The 12404-nt window shown below is 71.0% G+C and carries 15 protein-coding genes; 9 read left to right on the top strand and 6 right to left on the bottom strand.

Annotation, left to right across the window (positions count from 1 at the left end):
• Position 1: 1 nt before the first annotated feature.
• The 4 genes from dgoD to ACIREE_RS27975 all read right to left on the bottom strand — a co-directional run bounded on the left by dgoD (position 2) and on the right by ACIREE_RS27975 (position 3588).
• Entirely contained in the window at positions 2–1153 is a 1152-nt protein-coding gene (dgoD, locus tag ACIREE_RS27960) for a galactonate dehydratase (RefSeq protein ID WP_404157755.1), read from the bottom strand.
• Positions 1154–1263: 110 nt separating this feature from the next.
• A complete protein-coding gene (locus ACIREE_RS27965; protein ID WP_404157758.1) occupies positions 1264–1890 on the bottom strand; it encodes a bifunctional 4-hydroxy-2-oxoglutarate aldolase/2-dehydro-3-deoxy-phosphogluconate aldolase in 627 nt (208 codons plus the stop codon).
• A complete protein-coding gene (locus ACIREE_RS27970; RefSeq protein WP_404157761.1) occupies positions 1878–2624 on the bottom strand; it encodes an IclR family transcriptional regulator in 747 nt (248 codons plus the stop codon). The genes ACIREE_RS27965 and ACIREE_RS27970 overlap by 13 nt, the downstream gene beginning before the upstream one ends.
• 4 nt (positions 2625–2628) lie before the next feature.
• Entirely contained in the window at positions 2629–3588 is a 960-nt protein-coding gene (locus ACIREE_RS27975) for a sugar kinase (protein ID WP_404157764.1), read from the bottom strand.
• A 116-nt stretch (positions 3589–3704) separates the two neighbouring features.
• On the opposite strand from ACIREE_RS27975, the gene ACIREE_RS27980 reads away from it, so the two are divergent.
• From ACIREE_RS27980 to ACIREE_RS28000, 5 genes are all read left to right on the top strand, one after another.
• The gene (locus ACIREE_RS27980) at positions 3705–5159 is read left to right on the top strand and encodes an MFS transporter (protein WP_404157767.1); all 1455 of its coding nucleotides are present in this window, start codon (positions 3705–3707) and stop codon (positions 5157–5159) included.
• An 8-nt stretch (positions 5160–5167) separates the two neighbouring features.
• The gene (locus tag ACIREE_RS27985; RefSeq protein WP_404157770.1) at positions 5168–5749 is read left to right on the top strand and encodes a GNAT family N-acetyltransferase; all 582 of its coding nucleotides are present in this window, start codon (positions 5168–5170) and stop codon (positions 5747–5749) included.
• A gap of 214 nt (positions 5750–5963) precedes the next feature.
• Positions 5964–7052 carry a GNAT family N-acetyltransferase gene (locus tag ACIREE_RS27990; protein WP_404157773.1) on the top strand — a complete coding sequence of 363 codons (1089 nt, stop codon included), beginning with the start codon at positions 5964–5966 and terminating at the stop codon, positions 7050–7052.
• A gap of 88 nt (positions 7053–7140) precedes the next feature.
• Positions 7141–7566 (top strand): hypothetical protein, encoded by a 426-nt coding sequence (locus ACIREE_RS27995; RefSeq protein ID WP_404158356.1) that lies wholly within the window; start codon positions 7141–7143, stop codon positions 7564–7566.
• A 39-nt stretch (positions 7567–7605) separates the two neighbouring features.
• Positions 7606–8499 (top strand): ATP-grasp domain-containing protein, encoded by an 894-nt coding sequence (locus ACIREE_RS28000; RefSeq protein WP_404157776.1) that lies wholly within the window; start codon positions 7606–7608, stop codon positions 8497–8499.
• A 260-nt stretch (positions 8500–8759) separates the two neighbouring features.
• On the opposite strand, the gene ACIREE_RS28005 is transcribed toward ACIREE_RS28000, so the two are convergent.
• Positions 8760–9104, bottom strand: coding sequence for a hypothetical protein (locus ACIREE_RS28005; protein WP_404157779.1), 345 nt, complete (start codon positions 9102–9104; stop codon positions 8760–8762).
• Positions 9105–9556: 452 nt separating this feature from the next.
• Between ACIREE_RS28005 and ACIREE_RS28010 the strand changes: the two genes are divergently transcribed.
• A complete protein-coding gene (locus ACIREE_RS28010; protein WP_404157782.1) occupies positions 9557–10069 on the top strand; it encodes a hypothetical protein in 513 nt (170 codons plus the stop codon).
• 31 nt (positions 10070–10100) lie between these two features.
• On the opposite strand, the gene ACIREE_RS28015 is transcribed toward ACIREE_RS28010, so the two are convergent.
• The gene (locus ACIREE_RS28015) at positions 10101–10871 is read right to left on the bottom strand and encodes a GntR family transcriptional regulator (protein ID WP_404157785.1); all 771 of its coding nucleotides are present in this window, start codon (positions 10869–10871) and stop codon (positions 10101–10103) included.
• A 137-nt stretch (positions 10872–11008) separates the two neighbouring features.
• Here ACIREE_RS28015 and ACIREE_RS28020 point away from each other — a divergent pair, with 137 nt between their 5' ends.
• The 3 genes from ACIREE_RS28020 to ACIREE_RS28030 are packed head-to-tail and all read left to right on the top strand — an operon-like array spanning position 11009 to position 12358.
• Positions 11009–11287 carry a hypothetical protein gene (locus ACIREE_RS28020; protein WP_404157788.1) on the top strand — a complete coding sequence of 93 codons (279 nt, stop codon included), beginning with the start codon at positions 11009–11011 and terminating at the stop codon, positions 11285–11287.
• A gap of 4 nt (positions 11288–11291) precedes the next feature.
• Positions 11292–11609, top strand: coding sequence for a hypothetical protein (locus tag ACIREE_RS28025; RefSeq protein WP_404157791.1), 318 nt, complete (start codon positions 11292–11294; stop codon positions 11607–11609).
• Positions 11609–12358, top strand: a complete 750-nt coding sequence (locus tag ACIREE_RS28030; RefSeq protein WP_404158359.1) for an ATP-binding protein — start codon at positions 11609–11611, stop codon at positions 12356–12358. The genes ACIREE_RS28025 and ACIREE_RS28030 overlap by 1 nt, the downstream gene beginning before the upstream one ends.
• The last annotated feature ends 46 nt before the right edge of the window (positions 12359–12404 follow it).

Below are 12404 nucleotides of genomic sequence, written 5' to 3' on the forward strand. Positions count from 1 at the left end.
CTCACCACTCCGCGAAGGAGCCGTCCGTGTGCCGCCAGACCGGATTGTGCCAGCGGTGGCCGGTCGCCGCGGCTTTGACGACGGCCTTCTCGTCGACCTCGATGCCGAGGCCGGGCGCGGTGAGGCGGGCCATGTGCCCGTCCGTGGTGTCGAAGGCGAAGACGGACGTGTCGACGAGGTAATCGCCCAGGTCGGAGCCGACGTTGTAGTGAATGCCGAGGCTGGTCTCCTGGATGAACGCGTTCGGGCTCGCGAAGTCCACCTGGAGACAGGCGGCGAGCGCGATCGGGCCGAGCGGGCAGTGCGGGGCGAGTCCCACGCCGTGCACCTCGGCCTGCGCCGCGATCCGGCGGACCTCGGAGATGCCGCCCGCGTGCGAGAGGTCGGGCTGGGCGAGCGCGATCCCCGAACGCAGCACCGGGTCGAAGTCCCAGCGCGAGTAGAGGCGCTCGCCGGTGGCCACGGGGATGGTGGTCGCGGACGTGAACTCGCTGTACTGCGAGGTGAGTTCAGGCAGCAGCGGCTCCTCGATGAACATGGGGCGCAACGGTTCGAGGGCGCGGGCGAGCTGCTTGGCGAGAGCCGGGGACGTGCGGCCGTGGAAGTCGATGGCGACGTCGCCGTCCGGGCCCATGGCCTCCCGTACGGAGGCGACGCGCTCCACGATCGCGTCGATCTCGCGCGCGGTCTCCAGGTGCTTGAGCCGCCCGCCGACGTTCATCTTCACGGCCCGGTAGCCCTGTTCGAGCCGCTCGCGCGCATGCTCGGCGGCCTCGCTGGGGTCGTCCCCGCCGATCCATGAGTACATCCGCATCCGGTCCCGTACGGCGCCGCCCAGCAGATCGTGCACGGGTACGCCGTGGAACTTGCCCTTGATGTCCCACAGCGCCTGGTCGATACCGGACACGGCGGAGGAGAGGACGGGCCCGCCGCGGTAGAAGCCGCCCTTCGTCATGACCTGCCAGTGGTCCTCGATGCGCAGCGGGTCCTTGCCGACGAGGTAGTCCGAGAGCTCGTCGACGGCGGCGGCGACGGTGTGGGCCCGTCCTTCGACGACGGGCTCGCCCCAGCCGGTTATCCCTTCATCGGTCTCGACCTTGAGGAAGAGCCAGCGGGGGGCGACGAGGTAGGTGGTGAGGGCGGTGATCTTCATGAGTACGGCTCCTAGATTCTTGGCTGTACAGCCCATCCGGGGGCGCCATCCAGCCGGTTGATCCAGCCCCTCCGGCGATTGAGGAGCGGGGTCCGGGGCAGAGCCCCGTGTCAGTGCGCCAACAGCTCGGCGAGAAGCGGGAGCTGGGCCGGATCCTCCAGCGCGGAACCGACGGCGACAACCCGAGCCCCGGCAGCCAAATACGCGGCAGCGTTACCCGCATCCATCCCCCCCGTGGCAACGAACGGCACCTCCGGGAACGGCCCCCGCATGGCCCGGAACCACTCCACCCCGAGCACGCTCGCCGGGAACGCCTTCAGCCAGGTCAGCCCGAGCGCCCGCGCCGCCTGGACGTCGGTGGGCGTGGCCACCCCGGGCAGATGCGGCAGGCCGGCCGCGACACTGGCCCGCGCCACGTCGGGGTCGAGGCCCGGGGCGACGGTGAACGCGGCGCCCGCCGCCACCGCCCGGTCGAGCCGCTCGGCGGAGGTCACGGTGCCCGCGCCGACCGGCATGCCACGCTCGGCCCCGGCGGCCACGACGGCGGCGAGGACCCGCCCGGCCTCCTTGTCCTGCACCGGGACCTCGACGCACCTGATGCCCAACTCCCAAGCCCGGACAGTGAGTTCGACGGTCTTGTCGACCGGCATACCGCGCAGGATCGCCATCACGGGCGCCCCGGCGAACAGCTCATAAAATGTGGGTGCCCCGGTCGTGGCAGGGTTCACGGACGCCATCCCAGCTCCTTGGAGATCGTCTCGGCGGTGGCCGCCAGGTCGGGCAGCACATCGGAGACGAGGGCGGGCAGGTCCGCCCTCGCCTTGAGCGCGGTCACGGACACGGCGGCGACCACGTCACCGCCGCTGTCCCGCACGGGGACCGCGACACAGTTCACGTAGTCCTCGTACTCGCCGTCGTCGACGGCCCAGCCGCGCGCCCGCGTCTCGTCGAGGGCTCTGCGGTAGGCGGCCGCGTCGGTGAGTGTCGTGCCGGTGTGCGGCGCGAAGTCGCAGCCGGCGAGGAGTTCGGCGGCCCGCTCGCGCGGCAGGTGGGCGAGGATCGCCTTGGCGACCCCGGCGGTGTGCAGTGTCACCGGGCGGCCGATCTGCGAGTAGAGCCGCACCCCGTCCACCGGGTCGACCTTGTCGACGTACACGATCCGGTCGCCTTCGAGCGCGGCGAGATGCACGGTGTGCCCGCACCGCTCGCCGAGGCCGCGCAGATGCTCGCCCGCGACGTCCTTCAGCCCGAACTGTTCCAGCGCGAGGTGGGCGAGTCCGGCGAGCCGGTGCCCGACCGCGTACCGCCCGTCGGGCAGCCGCCGCGCGAGCCCGCCGTCGGTCAGGGACTCCAGGATGCGCAGCGCGGTCGAGCGGTGCACGCCCAGGTGCTCGCCGACCTCGGTCTGGGTGCGGGGTCTGCGGGCGACGAACTCCAGGATGTCGATGGCCCGCCGTACGGTCTGTGACACGGGGTCAGTTCCCTTCCGTCGCCGCTGCCGCGGGAACGTAGTCCTCGATGCTGCGCAGGGTGCGCCCGGCGAGCCGGTGCCCGAGGGCGAGCCGGTCGTGCGCCGCCGCCCCGTTCAGCAGGGCGCTGAGATATCCGGCGGCGAAGGCGTCCCCGGCTCCGACGGCCTCGACGACCTCCACGACGGGCGCCGCCACGAACTCCCGTGTTCCCGCGCCGAATTCCGTGGCGCCGACGGATCCGTCCTTGACGACCAGAGTGCCGCGCGGGGCGAGGTGGTCGCGGATGTCCTCGGCGGCCGGGGTGCCCCACAGGGCCTCGCCCTCGTCGCGCCCGACGAGTACGACATCGGCACGGCGGGCGAGGTCGAGCAGTGCCTTGGCCGCGTCGTCGCGTGAACTCCACAACGCGGGACGGTAGTTGACGTCGAACGACACCAGGGTGCCGGTCTCGGCCGCCCGCTCCATCAGGGTCCGTACGAGCGCGGCGCACCCCTCGGACAGTGCGGGCGTGATTCCGGTCAGGTGCAGCAGCCGTACGCCGCTCAGGTCGACGCGGTCGGCGTCGTCGGGGCCCATCCGGGAGGCCGCCGAGCCGCCGCGGTAGTAGTGCACGCGGGTGCCGTCGGGCCCGGGGTCCTTGAAGTAGACGCCGGTCGGGGCGTCCGCGTCGGCCCGTACGCCGCTCACGTCGACGCCCCGCTCCGCGACCGCCGCCACGATCCGCCGCCCGAACGGGTCGTCCCCGACGCGGCTGACCCAGGCGGCCCGGTGGCCGAGGTCGGCGAGGTACTGGGCGACGGTCGACTCGGCGCCCGCGACGGCGAGCCGCAGCTCACGGCTGCGCTCGAGTCCTTCCCCGTCGGCCGGGGTGACCTGCGCCATCGTCTCGCCGAGACAGACGGCCGTACTCGTACCCGGATCCGCACCCGTACCCGGATCCGCACCCGTACTCGTACCGGACATTCGCCGTCCCTCCATTGACATCCCGCTGGCCCCATGAAGAACATTAGCAGCTTCTGCGCAACAGGCGTGCGTATGTTGCAACAACAGTCCCCCCGTGCAGCGTGAAAGGGAGTGAGATGAGCCCAAAGACGAGCGCATCCGCCCACAAGGAGACCGCTCCGCCGAAGCCGCCGAAGTCGCCGAAGTCGTCGTCGGAGCAACCGACGCCGCCGAAGGCGATGAGCGCCAGGACGCGGCAGCGCCGCACCGCCGCCGCGAGCGTCGTCGGCTCGATCCTCGAGTGGTACGACTTCTTCCTCTTCGGCGCCTCGGCCGCGCTCGTCTTCAACAAGGTCTTCTTCCCGGACGTCTCCCCGCTCGCGGCGACGCTCGCGTCCTTCGCGACGTTCGGCCTGGGCTTCGCGGTGCGCCCCATCGGCGGCCTCGTCCTCGCCCACCTCGGTGACCGGATAGGCCGCCGCCCCGTCCTGATCCTCACCGTGATCCTGATGGGCGCGGGCACCCTCGCCATCGGCTTCCTGCCCACGTACCACCAGATCGGCATCTGGGCGCCGGTCCTGCTCGTGGTCTGCCGGATGCTGCAGGGCTTCGGCGTCGGCGCCGAACTCGGCGGCGCGTACGTCATGTCGACGGAGGCGGCGCAGGCCGAGAAGCGCGGGCTCTACGGATCGCTGCCCGGCGCGGGCGAGTTCATCGGCGTCGTCATCGCCTCCGGCGCGGTCGCCGCCGTCTCCACGCTGCCCGAGGACGACTTCCTCGGCTGGGGCTGGCGCATCCCGTTCCTGGCCAGCGCCGTCGTCGTGATCATCGCCCTGCTGATCCGCAACGCGGCGCCCGAGACCGAGCAGTTCGAGGCCACCCGGGACAGCGGCAAGCGCGAGAAGCTGCCGGTCCTCGCGGCGATCAAGGAACGCCCGAAGGCCATCGCGCTGCTCATCGGCTCCGGCTGCGCCACGGCCATCGCCTCGTACGCGATCCAGGGCTATCTGCCCAGCTACCTCACCAACCAGCTCGGCCTGTCGTCCGGCACCTCGGTCCTCGGCATCACGATCGCCTCGGCCGTCTCGATCCTCACGATCCCGCTGGCCGGGGCACTCTCCGACCGGATCGGCCGCAAGCCCGTGATGATCGGCGGCGCGGTGGCGATCATGCTCTTCGCGTACCCGTTCTTCTGGCTGGTGGACACGCGCGAACCGTGGCTCATCTACCTGGCGATCACGATCGCGTTCGCGCTGATGCTGAACTCGATCTTCGCGGTCGCGGGCACCTTCTACGCGGAGTCGCTGCCCACCGAGGTGCGCTACAGCGGCCTCGTCTTCGTCCGCGAGATCAACGGCGTTGTTTTCGCGGGTACTTCACCCTTCGTGGCCACGCTCCTGGTCGACGCGGGCGGCGACCGCCCCTGGTACCTGGCCGGGTACATGGCGGCGGCGGGCCTGGCCAGCGCGGTGTGCACCTGGCTGCTCCCGGAGACGGCACCCGCCCGCGCCGAGCAGAACCCCGCCGAGTCCGTCCAAGCCGGGGACCGACCCGGAATCTCGGATGCGCGGGACGGCGGGACCCGGCGATGATGCGGATCATGCCGATCGAGATCAAGCCCGTCATCGCGCCTGGCACCTTCACCTCGGCCCCCCAGCCGACGCTGCCCACCGCGGACGGCGAACTGACCCTTCGGCCCTTCGAGTTGAGCGACGCGCAAACCGTCCACGACGCCTTCCGGGACCCCGCCCTGCGCTTCTGGCACGCCCGCACCATGGAGTCCCCGGACGAGGCGCGCGCCTGGGTGGAGAGGACGCACGAGGACTGGTGCAAGGAAGCGGCGGCCCAGTGGTTCGTCACGCGGGACGCCGACGGGGCCCCGCTCGGCCGGATGGCACTGCGCGACATGGACCTCCTGGAGGGCTTCGCGGAGATCGGCTACTGGGTGCTCCCGGAGGCGCGCGGCCAGGGAGTCGCCCCCAGGGCGCTGACCGCGCTGACGGACTGGGCCGTCGACGTGGGCTTCCACCGCATCGAAGTCCAGCACTCGACCCGTAACGAGCCGTCGTGCCGGGTGGCCCTCAAGGCCGGCTATCCGCTGGAGGGCACGCGCCGCAGCTCGGCGCTGCACACGGACGGCTGGCACGACATGCACGTCCACGTCCGCATCCAGGACGCGTGAGCCGCGGGCCGCCCCCGCTACGCCTGCTCTGCGCCTGCCCTACGCCTGCTCTACGCCAGAGGTACGCGGGTCCGACCGTGGCTTCGACCAGGCCGTGTACATCAACGTGCATGTCACACCGAACGCGGAACTGATCGTGCCCGAACACCTCTTGACAGCGTGCGTACTATTTCGCGACCTTTGAGCCCCATGGGGGAATAGGGGGCGTCCGCAGGTGAAGATCACGACCTATAGACCCGATGAGCTGAGCGCCGCGCTCCGCGGTGCCTGGCACGAGGCCATGGACCAGTCACCGGACTACCAGAACCCTTTCCTGGCACCCGAGTTCGCGATCGGCGTCGGCAGACACCGGGGGCGGGCGCAGGTGGCCGTCCTGCGCGAGGGGAACGAACCGGTCGGCTTCTTCCCCTACGAGAAGGGCCGCCTCGGCGTGGGCCGTGCCATCGGCCTCGGCCTCTCGGACTGCCAGGCGCTGGTGCACAGGCCCGGGATCAGCTGGGACGCGCAGCAACTCCTGCGGGCCTGCGGCCTCTCGGTCTTCGAGTTCGACCACCTCGTCGAGGAGCAGAAGCCCTTCGGCCGCTACGTCACCGGTACGTTCGCCTCGCCGGTCCTCGACCTGAAGGACGGCGGCCACGACTCGTACGAGGAGTGGCTGCGCGCTGCCTACCCGGGCCAGGCCAAGACGGCCCTGAAGAAGGAACGCCGGCTGAGCCGCAACGTAGGGGAGATGCGTTTCGTCTACGACGAGCGCGACCCGAAGGTGCTGCGACGGCTCATGACGTGGAAATCGGCCCAGTACCGCAGGACCGGCCGCATGGACCGCTTCGCCAGGCCCTGGATCGTCGACCTGGTCGACCACCTCTTCAATGTCCGAGAGGACCACTTCACGGGTGTCCTCTCCGTCGTCTACGCGGGCGACCGCCCGGTGGCGGCCCACTTCGGCCCGACGTCCCGCACGGTCTTCGCGGCCTGGTTCACGGCCTACGACCCGGAGTTCGGCTACTACTCGCCCGGCCTGATGATGCATCTGCGCATGGTCGAGGCGGCCGGCCGCCAGGGCACCCGCCTGATGGACTGGGGCCGCGGGGAGAAGGAGTACAAGGACTGGCTCAAGACCCGCGAACTGCGCGTCTGCGAGGGCTTCGCCACCCGCACGCACCCGGTGGCGGCCGCGCACCGGCTGTGGCGGCGCCCGGTCCGGGGCCTGCGCAACACGGTGCTGGCGCATCCGGCGCTGCGGGTGCGGGCGGATCGCCTGCTGAAGACGGTGGGTTCGATGCGGGAGGGCGGCCCGCCCTAGTACTCGGGTCTTCTCTGAGTACCTGCTGAGTACGTGTGCTCTGGGCGGGGCGGAGGCGAGCGGGAACGCTGGTCCCATGGAACAACGAATGGAACCCCGGCTCGGGAAGACCGTCCGCGCGCTGCTCCGGGCCCTGGCCCTGGCGGTGCTCGCGTCGGCGGCGTGGGCCGTCTGGCTGGGCTGGGACCAGCACCGTGACGTGCACCCCGACGGCACGGAGACCGGCCCGTACGCGGCGTGGCAGGTGATCGGGCTCGTGGTGACCCTGCTGGCCCCGGTGTGCTGGGCGGCGACCCGACAGCACATCGCGCCCGCCGTGCTCGGAACGACGGCGGGCCTGACCGTCGCCGCCTACGTCGACTGGTCGGACGACTCCAGCGGCCTCTTCGCGGTCGGCGTGGCGCTGGTCATGGTGGGCACCCTCGCGGCGACGGCGGCTGTCTCCGCGGTGATCGCGGCGGCCCGGCGCGGCGGCCCGCCGCTCGGACGGACGGGTGGCTTGTCGCGCGGATGACCACTTCAGTTGTGGGACCGGTGCCAATACGGTGACCAGGTGCCCGCTACTCCCGCCTCTCCCGCTTCCCCCATCTCGCTGCTGCTGTGCAACGATCCGCTGCGCCCCGCACGGTGCGACCCGCACTTCGCGCCGCAAGCCGCAGCGGCCCGGCAGTCCGGCGCGGCAGTGGCGCTGATCGACCACGACGCGCTGCTCGCAGGCCACGCGGACGAGGCGGTGCGCCGCGTCCCGCAGGGCCTCGGCGCTGCCTGGTACCGGGGATGGATGGTCCCCGCGGCGGCCTACGCGGACCTGGAAGCGGCGCTGACCCGGCGCGGCACACACCTGCGCACCACCGCCCCGATGTACCGTGCCGCACACGAACTCCCGGGCTGGCACGGCGCGTTCACCGCCGCCACCCCGCTCAGCGCTTACGCCGCCTGCGCACCGGGCCGCCCTCCGAGCCCCGCGGCGCTGGCCGACCTCGCGGGGGCCCTGCCTGCCGGCCCCGGAATCGTGAAGGACTACGTCAAGTCCCGCAAGCACGACTGGCACGAGGCCTGCTACCTCCCCGATCTCACCGATGCGGCGGCGGTGCACCGCGTGGTCACCCGCTTCGTCGAACTCCAGGGCGACGACCTGGCCGGCGGCATCGTGCTCCGCGCCTTCGAACCGTTCGACCGGACGGCGGGCGAGGCCCGGGTGTGGTGGCTGGACGGCGAACCCGTGCTCACCACGCCCCACCCCGACACCCCTGACCTGCGGCCGCGCCCTGCCCTCGACGCCATACGCCCGCTGGTCCACGCCCTCGGCTGCCGCTTCGTGACCACGGACATGGCGTACAGGACCGACGGCACGTGGCGGGTGATCGAGGCAGGCGACGGCCAGGTGAGCGACCTCCCGTCCGGGACGGACCCGGCTTTCTTGATCACCGCGCTGCTGGCGACGTGATCGAGTAGCCGACGTGGAGCTCGCCGGGGTTCGGGGCGGCGAGTCGGCGCGGAGTTCGTCGGGGTCGGGGGCGGCCAGTTGGCGTGGAGTTTGTTGGGGTTCGAGGCGGCCGGTTGGCATGGAGTTTGTTGGGGTTCGGGGCGGCCGGTTGGCATGGAGCCGACCAGAGCCGGGGCGGCCAGGCGGTGCGGAGCCGACCTGGGTCGGGCGCGGCCAATCGGCACCGAGCCCGCAAAGGTCCGGTCCGGGCGGGGCCGGCTTCACCACCCGCAGTCGATGTCGGCCCACCCTCCACGGACGACCGGATCGGTCTCCGTCCCGCTGACCCGCAGAAACCCCCCATCCCGCTCCCAGCTCAACTCGTACGTGCCTGCCGCGACGGGCCGGTAACCGTCATCGACCGCCCATGACCCCGACGTGCCCACGGCCACCCCGGTACGCCCCACCGCGTACGCCTCGCCATTGCCGATCACGAAGAACGAGGTCTCCCGCACCACGACCGTGCATCCCCCGGGCCCCGTCGGGCGCAGAACGTGGTACTCGGCTCCGGAGATCAGGTCGTCCACGCCGCCCCACGCGGTGCCGAGCACCGCGGCGACGATCAACAGACGGTTCCCCCGCCGTACCCACCCGGCGCCCCGTGTCACCGAATCCAGCGAAGGCCCTGCTGGGCGACCCGCCCGCCAGAGGGCCCATCGGAACACGAGCGCCATGACGAGAAGAGCCGCACTCACCATCCACCCGGGAACCACCCGCCCCTCAACCACCAGCAGCAGACTGCTCCAGCTCGTCACCGCGGCGAGGACCAGACTCCCGGTGCCGGCGGCCGTGTAAAGGGCGGGCGACAACCCAACGGTGTGCTGTGTACGTATACGCGTACGCGTACGTGCTTCGGTCACAGCGGTTACGACTCCCTACTGATCCACAAAGTTGCGGAAGCCGCCGACCTGCCCGAGCCGGAGCCCCCGACATGTGCCCTTTATGTGTATGAGGCATGCAAGTAGGGTGAACGGTGAGGCGGATCTTCGAAGCGGGCATCGTGAACTGGGGGCGTGGCGTGGGCGAAAGACGCGAGAACGGGAACCTCGGGCGGGCGGCGCTTGGCGGCGCCGTCGGGACCGCGATAGCCGCGGTGGGGGCGATCGTCGCCATAGGCGTCAACGCCGACTTGCCGTGGTGGGCGGTGGCAGGCATGGCCGTGCTGGCGGCAGGTCCGGCCGCCTGGACCGGGGCGCAGATCGGCCGCCGTGACGGCGTTCGCAACGAGGCACTGGAGCCGGGGGAGACGGTACTGGGCACCTACGCGGTCCGGCCCCCCTTCCGCGATCACACCCCACCCGCCGCCCACGAGGGCCCGCAGTACCAGCTCCTGGTGACCAACCACGGCCTGCAGATGTGGGAACGTTCAGCCCTCCTATGGCGCCACCCGTGGCCGGAGCTACGCGTATTCACGGAGGGCCCGCGCCTGCGCATCCACCGCGACGGCCTCGAGGTCGGAGCGATGCGCTTCGCCCGAGCGGGAGCCGAACAGGAGGTCCGCCTGATCGCCCAGCGATACGCGGCGGTCTAGCGGACGGGGCCTCCAACGGGGCCGGTGAGGGTCAGCTGCCGGCGCCGGGGCGGTCGATCCCGAACTCGTAGGCAATTTCCCAGCGGGCATCCGGCACCACGATGTCAGCGGTCTCGACCGGTCGCCCTTCCGTGTCGTAGTAGGTGCGCTCGATCGCGAGCAGCAGGTCGCCCACGCTGATCCCCAGGAGGTTCGCCTGTTCCTGTGTCGCGCGGGAGGGCCGAGGCACTTCCACGGCACGTTCGATCTCGACGCCGATCGACCGCATCCGAGCGACGACTCCCGCTCCGGCAAGCGGCCCCATCTCCGGCAGCACGACGGGAGTTCCGTCCGTCACGGCCATCGGCTCCCAGGACTCGGAGAGCTGGACGGGCTGCCCGTCGGCCAGGAATTCGTAACGCGTGACGACGCACGGTTCACCGGGGCTGATGGCGAGCCGGTCCGCAATGGCGAGGGGCGCCGGCTGACGGGCCTGGCTGTGCGATTCCCAAGTGCCCGCGATGCCACGCTCGCGCAGGTCGGCACGGAAGGGCGAGCCGCCCCGGTCCTCCTGGTGTCGTGAGCGGACCATGCGCATACGTTCGCGCGGGCTGCGGACGTACGTACCCGATCCGGCGCGGCCCTCCAGCAACCCCTCGGTGATCAGCCGGTCCATGGCGCGCTGTGTGACGTTGCGCCCCACTGCGTACTCCTCGGCGAGCCGGGCCCGCGACGGCAGGCGGACGCCGACCTCCCACTCGCCCGCGAGGATGCGGGTGCGCAGCGAGTCGGCGACTTCGAGGTACGGAGCCTCACGGGGCATGGGCGGCTCTCCGGTGGTGTGGCCGTGCAAGGGCGACAACTACGAACAATCCCAACGACATTGACAAGTTACTGCATCAGGTAGAAGCTACTGGAGTAGAACTACTCTCCGCGTTCGGACGACTACGGAGCCTGCCTGTGTGCTCGATGAAATCGAGAGCGGTGTCGCTGGCCGCGCAGCTCGCGGCGCTGACGGGCGACGAGGTTCGCGTCGATGAAGCGGCGAGCCACGTTCGCGTCACTTGCGCGGTGCCTCCGCACCTCGCGGAACGCAGCCGGCGCCTGCTGCTGATCGCTCTGGCGGGCGCGGACCGGTACGGCCATGACGCGACGGCTCAAGGTGCGCACATCTGGGCTGAGATTGCGGCCGATGGCGAGCAACTGGATGCCGATACCCAGGCACTGAAGGGAAGTTGAACGTATGCGCGCTCTCCTCTCACGACTGACCCGCAGAGTGAAGAGCTTTCTGCGCCCGACCGGCCGACACCGGATCGGCTCCCCGGTGCCCGCACCGCATGCAATCCCGTCGCCACAGGAGCCGTGCATCGCTTCCACCGTCCGCGCCTGGTACGCCCCCATCGACGGCGGGGCCACCCGTCTCATCCGCCCGTATCTCGTCGCGTACGAACACGAGGAGTCGGCCCGTCTGCAACGCCTACGCCGCGACACCCTCTGGTGTGCCACCTACGGCATCGACCTCGATGCCCGGAACATCCACGATGCGCTGGAGGCGGCGTGATGGACCACGAACTACGAGCTACCGCAGCTCAGTCGACCTGGACGCAAGGCCGCGGAAGGACCTGTTCGCCGGCGGGCGATGCCGTCGACGGCGACAGTGTGCTCTCCCGCCACGCCGACTCGATGGACGACATCCAGCTCGGCCTCGCGAACAGGCTTCTCATCCGCTCGAGAAAGGCGCTTGCCGCGACGTACCAGGACGGGGCCGAACTCTCCAACCTGACAGCAGACTTGTCGAACGCCCTCAGGGACACCCTGCACATCGCTCGATCACGCGACGCCGCACTCTCCTGCCCACCGCCAACGTACGAGTACAGATCAGCGGAGCTACGGGCCTACACCATGACTCGCATCCCCGGCGACGATTACTCAGCCGCACGCGTCGCCCGCCATCACGTACGCGACGCGGCCCGGACCTGGAAGCTGAGCCCGCAGAGCTGCGACGACCTGGAGACCGTCGCGGGGGAGCTGGTGGCAAACGCGCTGGAGCACGGCAGCGGCGGCACGCTCGCGCTCACCTGCGCGCTGACGGCGAGCGCGGTCACGCTCGGCGTCACCGAGGAAGGGAACTCCGGCGCCCTGTCGATCGAATTGACCCCACCAGGCCCGCCCCGCCCGGACGCGGAGCACGGCCGGGGCCTACTGATCGTGGAGGCGCTCGCTACCCGCTGGGGGAGCCGGAGAACGGCAACGGGGCTGACGGTTTGGGCCGAGCTGTCTGCCTCCTCGGCATCTCCCGAGCCCGCTTAGAGTTGCAGCCCTGGGAGATTGGTCGCGGCGATCAGGACGCTCACCC

The sequence above is a fragment of the Streptomyces sp. NPDC102467 genome, from assembly GCF_044765445.1.
GTDB lineage: Bacteria > Actinomycetota > Actinomycetes > Streptomycetales > Streptomycetaceae > Streptomyces.

Coding starts and splice junctions, on each gene's coding strand:
- ACIREE_RS27995 (WP_404158356.1), top strand. CDS start 7,141: ATGGAACCCCGGCTCGGGAAGACCGTCCGCGCGCTGCTCCGGGCCCTG.
- ACIREE_RS27985 (WP_404157770.1), top strand. CDS start 5,168: ATGCCGATCGAGATCAAGCCCGTCATCGCGCCTGGCACCTTCACCTCG.
- ACIREE_RS27975 (WP_404157764.1), bottom strand. CDS start 3,588: ATGTCCGGTACGAGTACGGGTGCGGATCCGGGTACGGGTGCGGATCCG.
- dgoD (WP_404157755.1), bottom strand. CDS start 1,153: ATGAAGATCACCGCCCTCACCACCTACCTCGTCGCCCCCCGCTGGCTC.
- ACIREE_RS27965 (WP_404157758.1), bottom strand. CDS start 1,890: ATGGCGTCCGTGAACCCTGCCACGACCGGGGCACCCACATTTTATGAG.
- ACIREE_RS28015 (WP_404157785.1), bottom strand. CDS start 10,871: ATGCCCCGTGAGGCTCCGTACCTCGAAGTCGCCGACTCGCTGCGCACC.
- ACIREE_RS28025 (WP_404157791.1), top strand. CDS start 11,292: ATGCGCGCTCTCCTCTCACGACTGACCCGCAGAGTGAAGAGCTTTCTG.
- ACIREE_RS27980 (WP_404157767.1), top strand. CDS start 3,705: ATGAGCCCAAAGACGAGCGCATCCGCCCACAAGGAGACCGCTCCGCCG.
- ACIREE_RS28030 (WP_404158359.1), top strand. CDS start 11,609: ATGGACCACGAACTACGAGCTACCGCAGCTCAGTCGACCTGGACGCAA.